Here is an 18,438-nt window from a genome sequence, read left to right as displayed (position 1 = left end):
TTCATGCCTACTGCCTTGCCTCATTACGCGTTCGCCCGTGGCGCGATCGCCGTCATTCCATTATCCCTGGCCTGTGCGCCGTGGGGACTGCTCGCCGGTTCCATGGCCATTGATGCGCAATTTACGCCGCTGCAAGCCCAGGGGTTATCCGCCATTGTCTTTGCGGGTGCCGCGCAATTGGTGGCCATCGGCATGGTCAAGAGCGGCGCCAGCCTGGTGTCGATCGTGCTGACCACGCTGCTGCTGACTTCCCAGCATTTGCTCTACGGCATGCACATGCGCCCGACGTTATCCGCGCTGAACACGCGATGGCGCATGAGCCTGGGTTTTTTGCTGACCGATGAGTTTTTCGCGCTGGTCAACCACTATGACCGTGAGACGTTCAACCGCTGGTACGCCCTGGGGGTGGGCCTGACGTTCTATATCGTCTGGAACCTGTTCACCCTGGTCGGCATCGTGCTCGGCAAAAGCATTCCCGGGCTTGATCAGCTCGGGCTCGAATTTTCTATTGCCGCCACCTTCATCGCCTTGATTACACCGGTGGTTCGTGACGTGCCGACGGTGGTGTGTGTCGCTGTGGCGCTGCTGTGCTCGGTGTGGCTGAGTTACTTGCACTGGGAGTCGGCGGTGGTGGTTTCCGGTGTGTTGGGTATGAGTGCAGGGTTTGCCTGCAAGCGATTGGGGGTAGGGCAGCGATGATCTACCTCATGATTGTGGCGATGGGGCTGGTGGTGTTTCTAAACCGCTATCTGTTTATCGAGCCGCGTCTGCCAGTACGGCTCAACCGTGGTGCACGGGAGTTTCTCGGTTTTGCCGTGCCGGGCATGCTCACGGCGATCTGCGGGCCGATTATTTTCCTCGCCGACCACCAGCTCAACCTGAGCCCGGCCAATCCTTACCTGTTGGCCGGAATCTGCGCGGTCGCACTGATGTTCTGGACGCGTAACGTGCTGCTCACGGTGTTGCTGAGCATGGCGTTGTTCTATCTGTTTCGCTGGTGGCTCTGAAACGCAGGCGAAAAAAAGCCCGCGGGAGGGCGGGCAGAAGGGAGACTTCTAAAAATGAGCTTGGCCAGTATCGGTGGCGCGGTCTTCCTTCACAGTGAAACTAAATTCATACGGCTGATAGCAAAGCAGCCCTGGGCGGGGCTGCGACGGCGCTTGAGGCTAAAACCGGCGCCTGATCACTTCTTCCTGGACTGCGCCTCGGCGGCCAGGCACTCCAGGGCGAATTGCTCGGTGTAAGTCATCTGGATTGGCGTGCTTTCGCCTTTGACCGTGCGCTCGCCATCGAGAATGTAGCGAATGCGCTTGTCGGTGACACCAATGCGCTTGGCGATCCAGGTGGGTGTCTGGCCGATGCGGCTGATCAGCTTGTCGGCGTAATCGGTGGACGGGTTGTAGTGTTCGGCGTTGGGTGTCATCGGTTTTCCAGGTAGAAGCGAACTCGCAAGTAAGCGACAGGGTGACGTAATAATCCTTGGGTGTCGCCTGCTAATGGTAGAGTCGCGTTTTTTTCAAGGAGGCAATGGCATGCGGAAGGTAGTAGTGGGCGCATTGGTGCTGGCGATGCTCGGCGGTTGCGCAGGTTCGAAGATGAACACGGCGCGCGCGGGTACACCCTACAAGACCCTGGCTTCGGACAAGGCCGCCCTGGTGGTTGCTCAATGCATCCAGTTCGGCTGGCAGGACGAGAGCGTGTTCGGCGTCGATGCCGGCGGGTTCAAGGAGCCGACCGAGGCCGGTGGTTTCACGGTCTACACCACCGGCGGCGATTACTTTGTGGATGTGCGCACTGCCGGTGCCGGCTCCACCATCAATTACTTCGCCGCCCAGGACGATATGCCAGCCAAGCGCCGGTTGGCCGCTCTCGCGACCTGTCTGTAATCCGTTGCCTTAGCTGTTTTCGGAAATGCCCGGCGGGACAGCCACTGGGCATTGCCTTATGATTCACTCGCTCGCTCGACGTGATGGCTCTTTACCAGTACACGGATGTCGAGGCCCAACGTCGGGCGGGCACCCTTTGCATCGGCGCGTCCCTTCAACGAGGCATATAGCCCAGGTGCCAGCGGCGGGGGATCTTCAACGTCACCACCCCCAGGAATGCCGCCAGGGCACCGCTGATCAACAGCGCACGCAGGCCCAGCTGGTGCTCCAGCAGCGCCCCGAGCACCGCGCCGACAAACATCCCCGTCCACGGGATCAATTGCACGCGCCAGCCACTGCGCCGTTCTCCCATCATCCAGCGGCCCAGCCCGCGCCCGAAGCGTGAAAGCGCCCCGGTGACATAGGTGAGACCCACCGGCAAGCCGTTGACCTCCTCGACCGCCGCATTGAGCATGCCCATGGCCACGATCGCCGCCAGCAACGCTGGCAACATTTCCGCAAACGGCCATAGCGCACCGCCGCAGAGCAGGGCCGCGATGCACAACAGCAAAGGCAGCGCATGGCGTTGACTGACGCGACTGACGACCACCCCCAACGCGTTGCCAGCGATAAAGGTGGCAACCAGCAACAGCAGGCGCCCGGTCAGGCCGAGGTCACCCTCGCTGATCGCTACCGCCAGGCGCGTGGTATTACCGCTCATGAACGAAACAAAGTCGCCGCTGGCCATGAAGCCAATGGCGTCCGTCATACCCGCCAGCACCGAAAGGCTGGCGACCAGCATTAAGCCGACTCGGCCGCGCCATCGCTCTCGGTGAGCGAGTGCGGCGTTGGTGTAAGGCTTGCGGGATGAAGGCAGCATGGGGCCGGGTTCCTCGGTGAGATTATCCGGCCACTACCGTAGGACGCTTTGTGCGTCCGCGCAATGATCTCAGACACCCTCCAGTCGCCAACCCTCGTTTCGCCAGGTCAAGTAGTGGGTGGGCTCGATGGCCTGCAGAAAGGCTGCGTCGTGTGACACCGCGACGATCGCCCCATTAAAACCTTTCAACGCCTGTTCGAAGGCGAGCACTGACTCCAGGTCCAAGTGATTGGTCGGCTCGTCCAATAACAGCAGTTGCGCCGGGACTTGCCGCCACAGGGCGACCGCCATCGCGGCCTTCAAGCGTTCGCCGCCGCTGAGGTGCCCCGTCGGTCGTGTCACCCGCACTGCATCCAGTTGCAGCAGGGCCAGGCGGGTGCGCACGTCGGCTTCCGCCAGCGGTGTGTCGAGCAGGTTGAGTTGCTCGATGATGGAGCGCTGGTCGTCCAGCAATGCCAGGTGCTGATCGATGTAGGCACACGGGACCGGCACTGAGCATTCGCCACTGACCGGCTGCCATTGAGCCGCCAGCAGCTTGAGCAAGGTGGATTTACCGCAACCGTTCGGCCCGCGCACGGCGACGCGCACGGGGCCCGCCAGGCTGAACGTGATCGCCGGCTGATCCACCCACGGCAGGCGGGCCTCGACCAGGGCCACGACTTGCCGGCCATTGGGGACTGCCGAATCCGGCAAGGCCAGCAACGTTGGTGTCTGTTGCGCCACCCGTTCGTAGGCGTGGCGCACCTGCGCATCCAGCTCGTTCTTGCAGGCCTGATGGGCACTGCGCAGCGTGCTGACGATTTGCGTCGCCGCGCCTTTCCAGCGGGCCTTGGTGAAGCGGTCGACGTTGGCGGTCTCGGCATGCTTGCGTGAACGGGCGGCGCTGCGCTGCAGGCTGTCATGGTCATTTTGCAGGCGCCGACGCTCGCGGCTGCGTTCCAGGCGGGCGTGTTCCCAGGCCGAGACGGCGGCGTGTTGCTCGGTGTCGCGCTGTTTACGATAGGCCTGGTAATTGCCGCCATACACACGAGCGCCGAGGGGCGAGAGTTCGATGATGCGGCCCAGGCTGTCAAGCAGTTGCCGATCATGGCTGACCACCACCAGGCCGCCGCGCCAGTCGTGCAGCGCTTGCAGCAGCCACTCGCGACCGGCGCTGTCGAGGTGGTTGGTCGGTTCGTCCAGTACCAGCAACTGCGGCGCCGCCAGCAGGGCGCCGATCACCGCGACTCTGGCCAACTGGCCACCGCTGAGTCGATCGGCTGCGGCGTTGAAGTCGAGGCCGTGCAGTCCGGCTGCATCCAGGGCTGTACGCAGGCGTTCGGCAAGGTCCCAGCGCTCGTCAATCAGTTCCAGGTCATCGCTTTGCCCCTGGCCTTGGGTCATGCGTGCAAGCGCGGCCAATACTGGAGCGGTGCCCGTGACATCGGCCACGGTTGTTCCAGCCTGGATGGCCAGGGCCTGCGGGACGTAGGCCACGCTGGCGTATGCCTTGAGTGTCCCGGAGGAGGGGCGCAGAACCCCGGCGATCAATTGCGCCAGGATGCTTTTGCCGCAGCCATTTCGGCCGACTATCCCGGTGGGGGTGTGATCGATGGACAGGTTCAGGTCTTCCAGCAAGGTTTCGCCATGGGCGAACTGGAAGGACAGGTGTTGCAGGGATACAAGCACGGGCAGCCGGTTGACGTCAGTCATCAGCACCTCCAAAAAAATGTCGACAGGCCAACCAGCGCGCAAGGCGGCTCGTTGCAGATACATTTTGGAAGGCTTAGTGATTCACGTCGGCGGTCGTCCCATGAGTTGGAAGGGAGGCAGAGGCTAGCCTACCTTGGCCTTGTCCGGCAAGTCGGCAGCCAGTTGTTCCAGGAACATCGCCAGTGCGACTTCCTCGGCTTTCAGGCCCTTGCGTACCCTCGGCCTGGGCAGTTTCGATAGCTCGCCGAGGTTGAAATGCTCAAGCACCGCCGGGTGGATATAGCACTTGCGGCATACCGCCGGGGTGTTGCCCAGTTGCTTGGCGACGTCCTTGACCATCGCCACCACATGGCGTTTGGCGTCGGATTCCGGTTGCCACGCCAGTTCGCGCAGGACTGCCAGCGCCATGGCGGTGCCGGCCCAGGTGCGGTAGTCCTTGGCGGTGAAGTCGGCGCCGGTGAGGCTGTGCAGGTAAGCGTTGACGTCATGGGAGCTGACCGTGCGGCGTTCACCGTCTTCGTCCAGGTACTGGAACAGGTTCTGCCCCGGCAACTCCAGGCAGCGCTTGACCACGCTGGCCAGGCGTCGGTCCTTGACGCTGACTTGATGCTCGACACCACTCTTGCCGCGAAACTGGAACTGGATCTCGCTGCCCTTGATGTCCACATGCCGGTTGCGCAGGGTGGTCAGCCCGTAGGATTTGTTGGCACGGGCGTATTGGGTGTTGCCGACCCGAATCAATGTGGCATCCAGCAGCATGACCACGGTGGCCAGCACCTTTTCCCGAGTGAACCCCGGTTCGGCGAGTTGCGCTTGCAGCTGCTTGCGCAGTTTGGGCAGGGCTTCGCCGAACGCTTGCAGGCGTGCGTATTTGTCAGTGTCGCGTACTTCACGCCAGCGTGCGTGGTAGCGGTACTGCTTGCGTCCGCGCGCGTCACGGCCGGTGGCTTGCAGATGGCCGCGCGGGTCGGCGCAGATCCATACATCGGTATAGGCGGGCGGTACGGCCAGGGCGTTCAGGCGCTTGATGTCTTCGGGATCGGTGATGCGCTTGCCCTGGGAATCAAAGTACTGAAATTTGCCACGCAGCTTTTTACGGCGAATGCCTGGCTGCGTGTCATCAACATAATGCAGGTCGTGGGGCAGGTCGGCGGGCAACGCAGAATCGGGCATGGCGCAGGGTCCTTGGCAATCAGTCAGGCCGGTATGTCTGATTGACCGCAGGGTTTTGCGGTGGTGCCAAAAAGGTTTGTCATGCCAATACGGCAACCGCCTTGATCTGCGCCCATAGTGTCTGCCCAGGGTGCAGTTGCAATTGGTCGCGGGAGAAACGGGTGATCCGCGCCAGCAACGGCGTGCCGCCAGCATCCAGGCGCACCAACACGTGGGCGCTGTTATCCGCTGAAATTTCCTGGGTAACCGTCACCGGCAGGCGGTTGAGGATGCTGCTGGGTTCTTCGCCTTGCAGGCTGAGGCTGACATCCCGCGCCTGCACCTTGATCCGCAGGGCCTTGCCCAGTGCGAGCGGTGCATGGGCCACACGCATGCGCAAGGCGCTGCCGGGCAATTGCAGGGTGAGCAATTGGTAATGCTCATCGTAGGCGCTGACGGTGCCGCTGATCACCACGCCGGCGTCGTCGCCCAACGCCAGGGGCAAGTCCAGGCGAGCCAGGGTTTCACCGATGGGGCCACTGGCCAAGGCTTTGCCTTCGCTGAGTAATACGATGTGATCGGCCAGGCGTGCCACCTCGTCCTGGGCGTGGCTGACATAGAGCACCGGGATATCCAGTTCGTCATGCAGGCGCTCCAGGTACGGCAGGATCTCGCCCTTGCGTTTGCTGTCGAGCGCCGCGAGCGGTTCATCCATCAGCAGTAACTTGGGGCTGGTCAGTAATGCCCGGGCGATGCCAATGCGCTGGCGTTCCCCCCCGGACAGGTGCTGGGGATGACGTTCGAGCAAATGCCCGATACCCAATAAGTCCGTGGCCTGGGCCATGTCAACGCGCCGCGCCTGGCGAGGGATGCGCTTGAGGCCGAACTCCAGGTTGGCCCGCACGGACAAATGCGCAAACAGGCTCGCCTCCTGGAACACATAACCCAGCGCGCGCTTATGCGGCGGCACGAACAGCCCGCTGCGGCTGTCCTGCCAGATTTCATCGTTGACCTGGACAAACCCGTCCTTGGCGCGCTCCAGCCCGGCGATGCAACGCAGGCAGGTGGTCTTGCCGGAACCCGAATGCCCGTACAGGGCTGTCACGCCGCGACCGGGCAAATGCAGGTCCACCTCCAGCGCAAACGCGGCGTACTTGAGATGCAGGCGCACATTAATCATCGACATCAACTCCAGCCCATCTTGGTTTTACGGCTGGAGTAGAGCGCCAGCAATACAAGGAACGCGAAGATCACCATGGAACCGGCCAGCCAATGGGCCTGGGCATACTCCATCGCTTCGACATGGTCGTAGATCTGCACTGAGACCACCCGGGTCTTGTCCGGGATATTGCCGCCGATCATCAGCACCACGCCGAACTCACCGACGGTATGGGCAAAACCGAGAATCGACGCGGTGATGAATCCTGGGCGTGCCAGGGGCAGGATCACCGTGAAAAACGTGTCCCAGGGATTGGCGCGCAAGGTCGCAGCCACTTCCAGCGGGCGTGTGCCGATGGCGGAGAAGGCGTTTTGCAACGGCTGCACCACAAACGGCATGGAATAGATCACTGAACCGATCACCAACCCGGCGAAACTGAAGGTCAGGGTGCCCAGGCCCAGCCATTGGGTGAACTGGCCGAAATAGCCATTGGGCCCCATGGTTAACAGCAGGTAGAAGCCAATGACCGTGGGCGGCAGCACCAGCGGCAGGGCGACGATCGCACCAATGGGGCCGCGCCACCAGGAGCGGGTGCGCGACAGCCACAGGGCAATCGGAGTGCCGATGACCAGCAGGATCACAGTGGTCAGTGAGGCCAGCTTGACGGTCAACCAGATAGCGGAAAAATCGGCACTCGAAAGTGGCATTTAGAGCTCATAACCGTAGGATTTGATAACGGCAGCGGCTTTTGGCCCTTTCAGGTACTCCACCAGTGCCTTGGCTGCGACGCTGTCTTTGCCTTTGTTGAGGATCACCGCGTCCTGCTTGATTGGGTCGTGCAGCGACGCGGGGACAATCCACGCCGACCCGCTGGTGACTTTGCCGTCTTTATAGATCTGCGACAAGGCGACGAATCCCAGCTCGGCGTTGCCGGTGGAGACAAACTGGTAGGCCTGGGTGATGTTTTGGCCTTCAACGATCTTGTCCTTGACCTTCTCGGTCAAGCCTTCTTTGGCCAGCACCTGGGTGGCAGCGAGACCGTACGGCGCGGCTTTCGGGTTGGCAATGGAGAGGTGCTTGAAGTCGTTCTTGTTCAGGACCTCGCCCTTGGCGTCCACATAGCCTGCTTTGGCCGACCACAGCGCCAGGGTGCCCACCGCGTAGGTGAAGCGCGAGCCCTTAACGGTGGCGCCTTCGTCTTCGAGTTTTTTCGGGGTGGTGTCGTCGGCGCTCAGGAACACCTCGAACGGCGCGCCGTTCTTGATCTGGGTGTAGAACTGCCCGGTGGCGCCATAGGCCGCGACCAGTTTATGGCCGGTGTCTTTTTCGAAGTCAGCGGCAATTGCCTGGATCGGTGCGGTGAAGTTGGCGGCCACGGCCACCTGCACTTCATCGGCATGGGCCGAACCCACGGCGAAGGCAGCCATCAGGGTGGCCAGGGCGGTTGGGGCCAGGCGTGCGGCGCGAATCATCATGAAGCAGCTCCTTGGGACGTGTACGGCTTGTTATAGGTTGAAGGCTTAACCGCTATGTATGGGAATATATAGCGGTTGGCCATTGCCGGTACAGTGCAAAGTTGCCACAGGCCTGCTTCTACTTGAGCTTCGCCAGGGTTTGCCTGGCCAGTTCGCGGGTCAGCTCAAAGGTTCCGATATCCTTGCCCAGCCGCAGCGCTTGGCCTGACCACAGGTTGCTGAAGCCCGCTTCGTCCTTGGCCTTGAGTGGCATCAATGCCCCACCAGCCCGCGGAAACGCCGGAGCCAGCGGGTTGATCGCCCCCAGTTCACGCATGACGCGGTTGACAATGCCACGCGCCGGCCGGCCGGTGAACAAGTTGGTCAGTGCAGTTTCGCTGGCCTGGGCATGACGTAACGCATGATGGTGGGACGCACTGACGTTCGCTTCGGGCGTGAACAGGTAGGCGGTACCCATTTGCACGGCAGAAGCACCCAGGGCGAACGCCGCGACAATGCCACGCGCGTCACCAATACCCCCGGCCGCAATCACCGGCACGCTGACCGCATCGACAATCTGCGGCACCAGTGCCATCAAGCCAATCTGGGTGTTGAGGTCGTCGCTCAGGAAAATCCCACGGTGCCCGCCCGCTTCAAGGCCCATGGCAATGATTGCATCGCAGCCCTGCTGTTCCAGCCACACGGCTTCTTCGACGGTGGTGGCCGAGGAAAGCACCTTGGCCCCCGTGGCTTTTACGCGGTCAAGCAACGCTTGCTCCGGCAGGCCGAAGTGAAAACTCACCACCTCGGGGCAAAATGCTTCTACGACCTGGCACGCCGCGTCGTCGAACGGCGCACGGTTGGACACGGGAGTCGGCGCATCGAAGTCGGCGCCCAGTTCGCGGTAGTAGGGTTCCAGCAGATGCTTCCATTGACGGTCACGCTCGTCGTCGACCAATGGCGGCTGATGGCAGAAAAAGTTCACGTTGATCGGCCGCGTGCTGCCCCGGCGGATAGTGGCCAAGGCTTCGCGCAGTTGCTCGGTGCTCAGCGCCGCGGCAGGCATCGAGCCCAGCGCGCCGGCTTCGTTGGCGGCGATGACCATGGCCGGGGTGGTGGCACCGGCCATGGGTGCCTGGATGATGGGCACGTCAATGCCCAACAGGTCGAGAATACGGGGGTCTGGCCAGGTGCTCATAGGATGCGTCTCCAGCGTCAGTAGGACTGTGCGCTGTTTTAGCAGGGCCCTTGGCACCCGGCCAGTCTGTTTTATTCACTGGACGAAGCGGGTATTTCGTGCGCTGTCATCAGTCGATGGCGTAGATCTGCGGGGCAAAGTGGCCGGCAAGGTCGAGGCTTGCCAGGCGCAGGACCTGGCGTTGATCTACATCGGCATCCGTCAGGCTTTTGTCGGGCTTTCCCGTTCCAGCAGTTGCCGCTTGCGCTCCACGCCCCAGCGGTAGCCCGACAGTTCGCCATCACTGCGCACCACGCGGTGGCAGGGAATGGCCACCGCGAGGCTGTTGGCCCCACAGGCCTGGGCCACCGCCCGAAACGACTGGGGCGCGCCAATCCGCTGGGCGATCTGCGCGTAGCTGGCGGTACTGCCCGGCGGAATGTCGCGCAAGGCCCGCCATACCCGTTCCTGGAACGCCGTGCCGCGCAGGTCCAATGGCAGGTCGAGGCCCAGGGCCGGCGCTTCGATAAAACCCACTACTTGCGCGATCAATTGTTCGAAATCGTGATCGGCGCCGATGATGTCGGCTTTAGGAAATTGATCCTGCAGGTCGCGTACCAGCTTGTCTGGGTCGTCGCCCAGCAGGATCGCGCAGACGCCGCGATGACTCTGCGCAACCAGAATCGCGCCCAGCGAACATTGGCCAACGGCAAAACGAATCGTGTTGTTGGTGCCGCCGCCCTTGTAGTCGCTTGGCGTCATGCCGAGTAACTGATTGGCCGATTCATAGAAGCGGCTGTTGGAGTTGAAGCCGGCGTCATACAGGGCGTCGGTGACCGAACGCTGATCCTTGAGCCCATCGCGGATTTTGCGCGAGCGATGGGCACTGGCGTAGCCCTTCGGGGTCAGGCCGGTGACGGACTTGAATACCCGGTGGAAGTGAAAGGGGCTCAACCCGGCGTGCTGGGCCAGTTGCTGCAGGCCTGGCGCGGTGTCGGCCTGCTCGATCTGCCGGCAGGCGTCGGCCACCAGGCGGGCGTGATGCGCGGCCCGTTGCGTCTGATCGCCGGCGGCACGCTTGCTGGGCCGGTAGCCTGCCGCTTCGGCCTGTTGCGCGGTGTCAAAGAATTCGACGTTTTCCGGGCGCGGCAAACGCGAAGCGCTGCTGGGGCGGCAATACACGCCGGTGGTCTTCACGCCGTAGACAAACAGCGCGTCGGCCTCGGGGTCACGGGCCAGGATGGCTGCCCAGCGGGGGTCTTGTGGATTGATCATTGCCTGCACTCCTGACGGGTCACCGCCAGATTAGTCGGGACGCCTCGGCCTGGCACTCTGAAGCTTGCGGTCAAATCAGCCGGCGGTGCGAAAGGTCAGGTTGATACGTTGCGGGCCCATGATGGGATGCACGCCATCCTTGATCGGCATCACCCCATGGAAACGCAAGCGATCGACACCGCCCCACACCACCACATCGCCGTGGAACAACGAGACTTTTTGCGCCTTGTCGCTGCGTTCATGGCCACCAAACAGGAAGATCGCCGGTAGCCCCAGGGACACACTCACGACGGGCGCCGAGTAACGACGCTCGTTTTTGTCCTGATGCAAAGACATCTTTGCCCCTGGCACGTAACGGTTGATCAGGCAGGCGTCGGGTTCAAAGTCGTTGAACCCGGCTTGCGCAGCCGCCTGCACCGCCAGTTGGCGCATCGCGTCGGGCAGTGCCGGCCAAGGCTGCTGGTTGCGCGGGTCCAGCGCGCTGTAGCGGTAGCCGTTGGCATCCGTGTTCCAGCCCAATTCGCCGCAGCTGCTCAAGGCCGCCGACATGGTAAATCCGCCTGGGGTGACCATCTTGCGAAATGGCGATTGCGCCAGTACACGGCGCAATTCGGGTAGGAGGCGCTCAATCCAGGGCAGGGCATAACCTCTGAGGACGTAGGACTGTTCGCCAATCTGCTCGCGCTTCTGCGGTTGTTGCAGCGCATCATCGGCAAACAGGTCAGCGGTAGGGCCGGTCATGTCCTTACAGCGCCTTGCTCACATTGATGTCGGTGATTTCGTCGTTGGCATCGTGAATTTTTGCCAGGGCTTGCTTGGCTTCTTCAACGCTGTTGGTGTGCAACTGGGCAAATTCAAAACGACGCTCGCCGTTGAGCTTGTACTTGATGACATATTTGGTGGTGGTCACAGCTTTTTTCCTGTCGAGAGTCCGGATCAGCTCAGTTTGGAGCTGGTGCGACGAACGATGCGGATCTTGTGGGACAAGGTGGGTTTACGGGTGACGCTGATGGCGCGGCGGGTCACGACGTCTAGGGTGATGTTCCAGAATCCGGTGCTCGGCGCGGTGATTTTTGCCGGGAATTTGTCGAAGGCGCCGCCGTGGTAGGTGTGGCGCCCGCCATTTTTGAAGCTGCGAAAGTTGGCGTCGCTCATCAGGCGAATGTTGCAGGTTTGCGAGCATTCGATAACAACGATGTCTCCTTCGTTGAGGTGCTCGCGCTGGTGGATGAATTTCATGGGGGTGTCTCCAGAAGGGCTTTTTCTGAAAAATCAGAACGATACGTAGGTTAAGATGGAGTTTATCAGCCCCAGCGCGTTTATTATCGGGCCGTCGTCGACGACTTTGACAATTTAAAACAGTTATCTACCGAGTTATCAGGGATAAATCCTACTTTGGCGGGAGAAAATTACCATCCCCGTTGTCGTAGGGTCTTTATCGGAGGTTTTTTATGAAGTGGAGTGTGTTGGTTCTGGCCCTGGCGCTAGGTGGGTGTGCTTCGGTTGCAGACATCAAGCAGACCCCGCCGACGTTGGCGGTTATATCCGGGAAGAAACCACAGGAATATGCTGCCTGTGTGGTGCGTAAACTGTCCACGACGCGCCGGCCGCCGCAGATCGAACCTCATAAGGAGGGGGTACAAGTCATCGTGCCACAGAAGTTCTCCGCCGACCCTTCTGCGATTTTCGAGATCGAAGAGCGTTCCAGTGGCAGCAGCATCAAGCTCTACGAGAGCATGTCCAACGTGCCTATCCGTCCGGGTGACGTCAAGAAGGCCGGTGAAGAGTGCATTTCCGGCTAAGCCGCGTGAGCCCGCCGCCCCTTGAATCCGATAAAAGAAGCCTGGCCCTGGCGTGACAGCGCCGGGCTTTTTTATGAGTTGTCGCCACCCGACAAGCGTTACAACCTGAGCCAGGGTGCCTGCCTGGGACGTAGCAGCCTACGTCAACAGCCACGAGCGGCCACGCTGGGGTCAATCTTTACGCTCAAACCGTAGAGGGCGTGCTGATCGGGCAGGGCATCCGTTAAACTGTCGGTCATTCAATGCAAAAATGCCGCTCAAGCCTTGGGTTTGCGCGGCATTTGTCTTTATGTGGAAACCTGTCATGAAACGCGAACACGTCAGAGCCCAACATGCCGAGGGTCAGATTTCGGCCACCCATGTCATCCAGAACCCCGCCGATCCAGGCGAGTGGATCGTATTCTTCAAGAAAAGCGGTGGGCGCAGTTTTTTCCTGGTGGATGATCAGGATGAGGTGGAGTCGTTCCAGCGCCTGGACGACCTGATCGAGACCATTCGCGGCCTCGGCATCAAGTTTGCGGAAATTCACATGTAGGGCACTTGCGCCTACTTGCAGACCACTACCACGCTGCGGCTTTTGAAGTTGCCGACATCCTTGCCCAGGGTCTTGTCATCTTCACTCAACGCCGGCGTACCCTCGGTACCGACGATGCGATAACCGGTGCCCGCGCAGGAGGCGTCAGCCTTTTCGTAGCAACTGGCCCAGGAGTTGGCTTCGCCCGAGCAATCGATGGTCAGCCCCTGTTCGCCGTTTTTCAGATAGACGTCAGAGGTGGTGGTGCAACCGGTAAGCGCCAGTACCGCAGTCAGGGCCAGAATCTTGTTCATGTGTGTTCGTCGTCAAAGGTGTTGGAAGGAGCGCGGACACTGTCGTGGGGCGTTTGCGGAAGATTATAGCGAACTGCCATGTAGGTACAGACAAACACAAAAAAGCCCCATTGAACGGGGCTTTATGCGCTGGGCGGCGAGGTTTACTTGCCCTTCGGGCGCTTGCTCGACGCGTGGCCTGCTTCATCCACGAACACTTCGGCAACCGCAATCGCTTCACGTTCGGTCGCGAATGTGCCGGCGACGCTGTCTCCGTGGAAGTTGATCAGGTGCCAGCCGTCCGCACGCTGGGTGATCAGGTAGCCATTTACGCCTTTGGGTTCTGACATCTATTAACAATCTCGTGGTCGGATTCAAAGGCGTAATGATAGCGCCAAATGTCGCAGGCTCGCCGAAGTTATTCCATGTCAATGTCTGGCGCCGAAAAGCGTGCTAAAAGGGTTGGGTCCCGTTTAAATCAGAGGAAAAAGCTGATTTGGGGGTGTCGTTAGTGAAGCGCTTCGTAGGATTAGCGGAACTTACGACGACATTTTTTCTCTATGTTGACATCGCAACGCCAGCAGGACCCATTGTAAGGTGACTGCGGCCTGATTAGACTGCGCCGAATTCCGTACGCACAGCCCTTTGTAAGGACTCATATGATCAAGAAATGCTTGTTCCCAGCAGCCGGTTACGGCACTCGCTTCTTGCCAGCGACCAAGGCCATGCCCAAAGAGATGCTGCCGGTGGTGAACAAGCCACTGATTCAGTACGGCGTCGAAGAGGCACTGGATGCCGGCTTGAACGAAATCTCTATCGTTACTGGCCGCGGTAAGCGCGCGCTGGAAGACCACTTCGACATCAGCTACGAGCTGGAAAACCAGATCAAGGGCACCGACAAGGAAAAATACCTGGTCGGCATCCGTAAACTGCTCGACGAGTGCTCGTTCTCCTACACCCGCCAGACCCAGATGAAAGGCCTCGGCCACGCCATCCTCACCGGCCGCCCACTGATCGGTGACGAACCGTTCGCCGTGGTCCTCGCGGATGACCTGTGTGTAAACCTGGAAGGCGACGGCGTCCTGACCCAAATGGTTAAGCTGTACCAGAAATACCGTTGCACCATCGTCGCGGTTCAAGAGGTTGACCCTCAGGAAACCAACAAGTACGGCGTGATCGCTGGCGACGACATTGGCGACGGCCTGATCCGCGTACGCGACATGGTCGAGAAGCCAGCACCGGAAGATGCACCGTCGAACCTGGCGATCATCGGTCGTTACATCCTGACCCCGGACATCTTCAAGCTGATCGAAGAAACCGAGCCAGGCAAGGGTGGTGAGATCCAGATCACCGACGCCCTGTTGAAGCAGGCCAAAGACGGTTGCGTGATTGCCTACAAGTTCAAAGGTCGCCGCTTTGACTGCGGTGGTGCCGAAGGCTACATCGAAGCGACCAACTTCTGCTACGAGCACTTCTACAAGACTGGCAAGGCTTACTGATTCACGGTTGCCCGCCTGATTTAAAGTACGAACGCTAGAGAAAGCCACCTTCGGGTGGCTTTTTCGTTTTTCAGCCCCATGTAAGTCGGTATGCTGATGGCCTGCCGAGGAGAGTGAAATGGCCTACGATTTTGACCTGTATGTAATTGGCGCCGGTTCCGGTGGCGTTCGTGCGGCGCGCTTTGCCGCCGGTTTTGGTGCCCAGGTGGCTGTCGCAGAAAGCCGCTACCTGGGGGGTACCTGCGTGAACGTCGGCTGCGTGCCGAAGAAGCTGTTGGTGTACGGCGCGCATTTTGCCGAAGATTTCCAGCAATCCAGTGGCTTTGGCTGGTCCCTGGGGGAGGCGAACTTTGATTGGGCGACCCTGATCGCCAACAAGGATCGCGAGATCAACCGTCTCAATGGCATCTATCGCAACCTGCTGGTCAATAGCGGCGTCACCCTGCATGAGGGGCACGCACGGCTGGTCGACCCGCATCAGGTGGAGATCAATGGTGAGCGCTTCACCGCCAAGCATATCCTGATCGCCACGGGCGGCTGGCCGCAGATCCCTGAGATTCCGGGGCGCGAGCATGCGATCGGTTCGAATGAGGCGTTTTTCCTGAAAGAGCTGCCCAAGCGTGTGCTGGTGGTGGGGGGCGGTTATATCGCCGTCGAGTTCGCCGGGATATTCCATGGCTTGGGGGCCCACACTTCCTTGTTGTATCGCGGCGACCTGTTCCTGCGTGGTTTCGACGGTTCGGTGCGTACGCATTTGAAGGAAGAGCTGACCAAGCGCGGCCTCAACCTGCAGTTCAACGCCGATATCGAGCGCATCGACAAGCAGGCCGATGGCAGCCTCAAGGCAACGCTGAAAGATGGTCGAGTGCTGGAAGCCGATTGTGTGTTCTACGCCACCGGCCGTCGTCCGATGCTGGATAACCTGGGGTTGGAAAACACTGGCGTCAAACTCGACAAGCGCGGCTTTGTCGAAGTGGATGACCTGTACCAGACCGCCGAATCGTCGATCCTGGCCATTGGCGATGTGATAGGGCGCGTGCAATTGACCCCGGTCGCCCTGGCCGAGGGCATGGCTGTGGCGCGTCGCTTGTTCAAACCTGAGCAATATCGTCCGGTGGACTACGCGATGATCCCGACGGCGGTGTTCAGCTTGCCGAACATCGGCACCGTCGGCCTGACGGAAGAAGAAGCGAACGAAAAGGGCTATGCGGTGCAGGTCTTTGAAAGCCGGTTCCGGCCAATGAAGCTGACGCTGACAGACTGTCAGGAGAAAACCTTGATGAAGCTGGTGGTCGATGCCGACACCGACAAAGTGCTGGGTTGCCATATGGTTGGCCCGGACGCCGGCGAAATCGTGCAGGGCCTGGCGATCGCGCTCAAGGCGGGCGCGACCAAGCAGCATTTCGATGAAACCATCGGCGTGCACCCCACGGCGGCGGAAGAATTCGTCACCATGCGCACGCCTGTGGCTGGCTGATCAGGCTTTAGGCGTGGCCTCTGGCGCCGTTGCAATGACGGTCGCCAGGCGCAGCGCTTCGATGGTGGCCTGGGCCTTGATCAGGTCCAGTTCCAGTGCCTTGTTCGTCTGCTGGTGGGCGATCAGCGCTTCCTGGCGTGATTGACTGTCCAGTACTGCGACGCGCAGGCGCTCCTGAAGCACGGTGCGTTCGTTGTCGATCTGATTGACCTGTTCGCTCAGCTTGAGCTGGTGAGCCTGATCCTTGCGGATTTGCTCCTGCAATGCACTGAGTTCCTTCGTTGTTACCCGTTGCTCGATCAGCAACCGCTCGTTGTCGCGGTGCAGTTGAGTGATCTCGTCCTGGCGCACCATGGCGCTTTGCTGGGCCTGGCGCAGTTCCGCCTGGACCTGCTGCAACTGGCCTTCATGGCGACGCTGTTCCTGCTCGCGCTGCTCCTTGATTGCAGTGCGGTAATGCTCCAGCGCATCCCTGGCATGCAGGTGCTTTTCTTCCAGGGAGCGAATCTGTTCGTCCTTGTCACTGATCCGCAGCTCGTAGTCACTGCACGCCTGGCTGAGGCCGGCGTTGCGGGTTTGCTCGGTCTGCAGGCTGGTGCTGGCGGTTTGCAGGGCGGCACTTTCTTCGGCGAGGGCCGCGGCCTGGATATCGAATTGCTGCTGCAGCTGGCTGTGGGCCTCTTCCAGCGCATTGATCTGGGCGAGCAGGGCGGTCTTCTGCTGTTCAAACTGCGCCAAGGCCAGGTCAATCGGCTCCTGGGCTTTCTCTTTCAGGCGCTGGGCCAAGCGCGCCACCAGTTCGCCAAGCTCCTCGTCGATGGGGGCTTCGGTAATGGTCAGGCGGGTTTCACTCTCATCCAATTCTTTCAAATAACGATGAATCGTGGTTTTCGAGCCGGTATTGCCCATTTCGATGCGCACGGCATCGATGCTGGGGTTCTCGCCGCGGGCAAGGATCGCCAGGCGTGCCGTTTGAACTACTGCTTTGTTTATGCCGCCGCGAGCCATGGGGTCTCCGTCGATTTAGTACTGTGGTACGTATTATGTAGATACATACTGTATCACGAATAAAATAGGGTTCAAATTCATGATTTAACAGATGGGATATTGGCGTATTATCACGTGTCAAACAGGTTTCAGCCGCCGACACCCCCGATAGCAGTACGAATAGGCCTTTCATGAGCGATCTGGATCGTTACCTCAACGCCGCCACCCGCGATAACACGCGCCGCAGCTATCGCGCGGCCATCGAGCACTTCGAAGTGAGCTGGGGCGGATTCCTGCCGGCGACGAGCGACAGCGTGGCGCGTTATCTGGTGGCGCACGCCGGGGTATTGGCGGTCAACACCTTGAAACTGCGGCTCTCGGCGCTGGCGCAATGGCACACCAGCCAGGGGTTCCCCGACCCGACCAAGGCGCCGGTCGTGCGCAAGGTGCTCAAGGGCATTCGCGCCGTGCACCCTGCGCAGGAAAAACAGGCCGAGCCGTTGCAGCTCAAGCATCTGGAGCAAGTGGTGGCGTCCCTTGAGGTTGAGGCGATCGAGGCGGGCAAGGCTCAGGACCAAGCTCGATGGTTGCGCGCCAAGCGCGACACTGCACTGATCCTGCTGGGCTTCTGGCGGGGGTTTCGCAGCGATGAGTTATGTCGGCTGAGCATCGAGCATGTCCAGGCCGTGCCCGGAGCCGGCATCAGCCTGTATCTGCCACGCAGCAAAAGCGATCGCGACAACCTCGGCAAGACCTACCAAACCCCCGCTTTACTAAGGTTGTGCCCGGTGCAGGCCTACAGCGAGTGGCTCAGCGCGTCGGCCCTGGTGCGCGGTCCGGTATTTCGCGGTATCGACCGCTGGGGCAACGTGGGCGAGCAGGGGTTGCACCCCAACAGTGTGATTCCGCTGCTGCGCCAGGCCCTTGAGCGTGCGGGCATTGCTGCCGAGCACTACACCAGTCACTCCCTGCGCCGCGGCTTTGCGACCTGGGCCCATCGCAGCGGCTGGGATTTGAAGTCGCTGATGAGTTACGTCGGCTGGAGCGACATGAAATCGGCCATGCGCTATGTTGAAGCAACACCCTTTCTCGGCATGACCTTGGCCACTCCCGCGCTGATTTGATGTTTCTTCTATTAATACGGTTGCCTGATAGAGAAAGCCAATCGTCAGCATCAGGTTTGCCAATGAGCCATCGTCCAGAAGAGTGGGT

Annotated in this window: 23 protein-coding genes and 1 pseudogene; 9 read left to right on the top strand and 15 right to left on the bottom strand. The window is 60.6% G+C overall.

The genetic code is table 11. From position 1 onward, the window contains the following. The first annotated feature begins 3 nt into the window (after positions 1–3). Positions 4–699, top strand: a complete 696-nt coding sequence (locus tag ACODSV_RS04165; protein WP_024075660.1) for an AzlC family ABC transporter permease — start codon at positions 4–6, stop codon at positions 697–699. Further along, positions 696–1,007 (top strand): AzlD domain-containing protein, encoded by a 312-nt coding sequence (locus tag ACODSV_RS04160; RefSeq protein WP_150053986.1) that lies wholly within the window; start codon positions 696–698, stop codon positions 1,005–1,007. The genes ACODSV_RS04165 and ACODSV_RS04160 overlap by 4 nt, the downstream gene beginning before the upstream one ends. Positions 1,008–1,183: 176 nt before the next feature. On the opposite strand, the gene ACODSV_RS04155 is transcribed toward ACODSV_RS04160, so the two are convergent. Next, positions 1,184–1,423: a hypothetical protein gene (locus tag ACODSV_RS04155; protein WP_024075658.1), complete on the bottom strand. Its 240-nt coding sequence runs from the start codon at positions 1,421–1,423 to the stop codon at positions 1,184–1,186. Positions 1,424–1,532: 109 nt separating this feature from the next. On the opposite strand from ACODSV_RS04155, the gene ACODSV_RS04150 reads away from it, so the two are divergent. Beyond that, positions 1,533–1,886: a hypothetical protein gene (locus tag ACODSV_RS04150; protein WP_024075657.1), complete on the top strand. Its 354-nt coding sequence runs from the start codon at positions 1,533–1,535 to the stop codon at positions 1,884–1,886. 154 nt (positions 1,887–2,040) lie between these two features. Here ACODSV_RS04150 and ACODSV_RS04145 read toward each other — a convergent pair whose 3' ends face one another. The 11 genes from ACODSV_RS04145 to ACODSV_RS04095 all read right to left on the bottom strand — a co-directional run bounded on the left by ACODSV_RS04145 (position 2,041) and on the right by ACODSV_RS04095 (position 11,893). Next, positions 2,041–2,745 (bottom strand): YoaK family protein, encoded by a 705-nt coding sequence (locus ACODSV_RS04145; RefSeq protein ID WP_024075656.1) that lies wholly within the window; start codon positions 2,743–2,745, stop codon positions 2,041–2,043. A gap of 69 nt (positions 2,746–2,814) precedes the next feature. After that, entirely contained in the window at positions 2,815–4,437 is a 1,623-nt protein-coding gene (locus ACODSV_RS04140) for an ABC-F family ATP-binding cassette domain-containing protein (RefSeq protein ID WP_150053987.1), read from the bottom strand. A 123-nt stretch (positions 4,438–4,560) separates the two neighbouring features. Continuing rightward, entirely contained in the window at positions 4,561–5,610 is a 1,050-nt protein-coding gene (locus tag ACODSV_RS04135; protein WP_150053988.1) for a DNA topoisomerase IB, read from the bottom strand. Positions 5,611–5,689: 79 nt separating this feature from the next. Next, positions 5,690–6,775, bottom strand: a complete 1,086-nt coding sequence (modC, locus tag ACODSV_RS04130) for a molybdenum ABC transporter ATP-binding protein (protein WP_411741560.1) — start codon at positions 6,773–6,775, stop codon at positions 5,690–5,692. After that, the gene (modB, locus tag ACODSV_RS04125; protein WP_069076039.1) at positions 6,775–7,455 is read right to left on the bottom strand and encodes a molybdate ABC transporter permease subunit; all 681 of its coding nucleotides are present in this window, start codon (positions 7,453–7,455) and stop codon (positions 6,775–6,777) included. The genes modC and modB overlap by 1 nt, the downstream gene beginning before the upstream one ends. After that, a complete protein-coding gene (gene modA, locus ACODSV_RS04120) occupies positions 7,456–8,175 on the bottom strand; it encodes a molybdate ABC transporter substrate-binding protein (protein WP_370531124.1) in 720 nt (239 codons plus the stop codon). A gap of 166 nt (positions 8,176–8,341) precedes the next feature. Further along, the gene (locus ACODSV_RS04115; protein WP_150053990.1) at positions 8,342–9,400 is read right to left on the bottom strand and encodes an NAD(P)H-dependent flavin oxidoreductase; all 1,059 of its coding nucleotides are present in this window, start codon (positions 9,398–9,400) and stop codon (positions 8,342–8,344) included. Positions 9,401–9,601: 201 nt separating this feature from the next. Beyond that, the gene (gene ada / locus ACODSV_RS04110) at positions 9,602–10,654 is read right to left on the bottom strand and encodes a bifunctional DNA-binding transcriptional regulator/O6-methylguanine-DNA methyltransferase Ada (RefSeq protein WP_150053991.1); all 1,053 of its coding nucleotides are present in this window, start codon (positions 10,652–10,654) and stop codon (positions 9,602–9,604) included. A gap of 75 nt (positions 10,655–10,729) precedes the next feature. After that, on the bottom strand, positions 10,730–11,395 hold the full coding sequence (gene alkB / locus ACODSV_RS04105) for a DNA oxidative demethylase AlkB (protein WP_150053992.1): 666 nt from the start codon (positions 11,393–11,395) through the stop codon (positions 10,730–10,732). Positions 11,396–11,399: 4 nt separating this feature from the next. Further along, the gene (locus ACODSV_RS04100) at positions 11,400–11,564 is read right to left on the bottom strand and encodes a hypothetical protein (protein ID WP_168232635.1); all 165 of its coding nucleotides are present in this window, start codon (positions 11,562–11,564) and stop codon (positions 11,400–11,402) included. A gap of 26 nt (positions 11,565–11,590) precedes the next feature. Continuing rightward, positions 11,591–11,893, bottom strand: coding sequence for a DUF1883 domain-containing protein (locus ACODSV_RS04095; RefSeq protein WP_024075646.1), 303 nt, complete (start codon positions 11,891–11,893; stop codon positions 11,591–11,593). A 212-nt stretch (positions 11,894–12,105) separates the two neighbouring features. On the opposite strand from ACODSV_RS04095, the gene ACODSV_RS04090 reads away from it, so the two are divergent. The 3 genes and pseudogenes from ACODSV_RS04090 (at position 12,106) to ACODSV_RS04080 (ending at position 12,991) form a co-directional block, all read left to right on the top strand. Next, on the top strand, positions 12,106–12,456 hold the full coding sequence (locus ACODSV_RS04090; protein ID WP_024075645.1) for a hypothetical protein: 351 nt from the start codon (positions 12,106–12,108) through the stop codon (positions 12,454–12,456). Between the two features lie 121 nt (positions 12,457–12,577). After that, positions 12,578–12,683 (top strand): annotated as a pseudogene (locus ACODSV_RS04085) (c-type cytochrome); the annotation flags it as partial. 77 nt (positions 12,684–12,760) lie between these two features. Next, the gene (locus ACODSV_RS04080) at positions 12,761–12,991 is read left to right on the top strand and encodes a hypothetical protein (protein ID WP_069076036.1); all 231 of its coding nucleotides are present in this window, start codon (positions 12,761–12,763) and stop codon (positions 12,989–12,991) included. Between the two features lie 11 nt (positions 12,992–13,002). Here ACODSV_RS04080 and ACODSV_RS04075 read toward each other — a convergent pair whose 3' ends face one another. Both ACODSV_RS04075 and ACODSV_RS04070 read right to left on the bottom strand, forming a co-directional pair. Beyond that, positions 13,003–13,284 carry a hypothetical protein gene (locus ACODSV_RS04075; protein WP_024075349.1) on the bottom strand — a complete coding sequence of 94 codons (282 nt, stop codon included), beginning with the start codon at positions 13,282–13,284 and terminating at the stop codon, positions 13,003–13,005. Between the two features lie 143 nt (positions 13,285–13,427). Next, on the bottom strand, positions 13,428–13,613 hold the full coding sequence (locus tag ACODSV_RS04070; RefSeq protein ID WP_016969599.1) for a hypothetical protein: 186 nt from the start codon (positions 13,611–13,613) through the stop codon (positions 13,428–13,430). Between the two features lie 309 nt (positions 13,614–13,922). On the opposite strand from ACODSV_RS04070, the gene galU reads away from it, so the two are divergent. After that, the gene (gene galU / locus ACODSV_RS04065) at positions 13,923–14,762 is read left to right on the top strand and encodes a UTP--glucose-1-phosphate uridylyltransferase GalU (protein ID WP_003212579.1); all 840 of its coding nucleotides are present in this window, start codon (positions 13,923–13,925) and stop codon (positions 14,760–14,762) included. 118 nt (positions 14,763–14,880) lie between these two features. After that, positions 14,881–16,239: a glutathione-disulfide reductase gene (gorA, locus tag ACODSV_RS04060; RefSeq protein WP_150053993.1), complete on the top strand. Its 1,359-nt coding sequence runs from the start codon at positions 14,881–14,883 to the stop codon at positions 16,237–16,239. Here the strand turns inward: gorA and ACODSV_RS04055 are convergent, their stop codons facing one another. Beyond that, a complete protein-coding gene (locus ACODSV_RS04055) occupies positions 16,240–17,247 on the bottom strand; it encodes a DNA-binding protein (RefSeq protein ID WP_150053994.1) in 1,008 nt (335 codons plus the stop codon). 170 nt (positions 17,248–17,417) lie between these two features. On the opposite strand from ACODSV_RS04055, the gene ACODSV_RS04050 reads away from it, so the two are divergent. Beyond that, positions 17,418–18,350 carry a site-specific integrase gene (locus tag ACODSV_RS04050; RefSeq protein WP_024075352.1) on the top strand — a complete coding sequence of 311 codons (933 nt, stop codon included), beginning with the start codon at positions 17,418–17,420 and terminating at the stop codon, positions 18,348–18,350. The last annotated feature ends 88 nt before the right edge of the window (positions 18,351–18,438 follow it).

It is taken from the genome of Pseudomonas sp. FG86 (genome assembly GCF_057808775.1).
The sequence above is the reverse complement of the archived record's forward strand: the minus strand, read 5'-3'. Positions and strand labels throughout refer to the sequence as shown.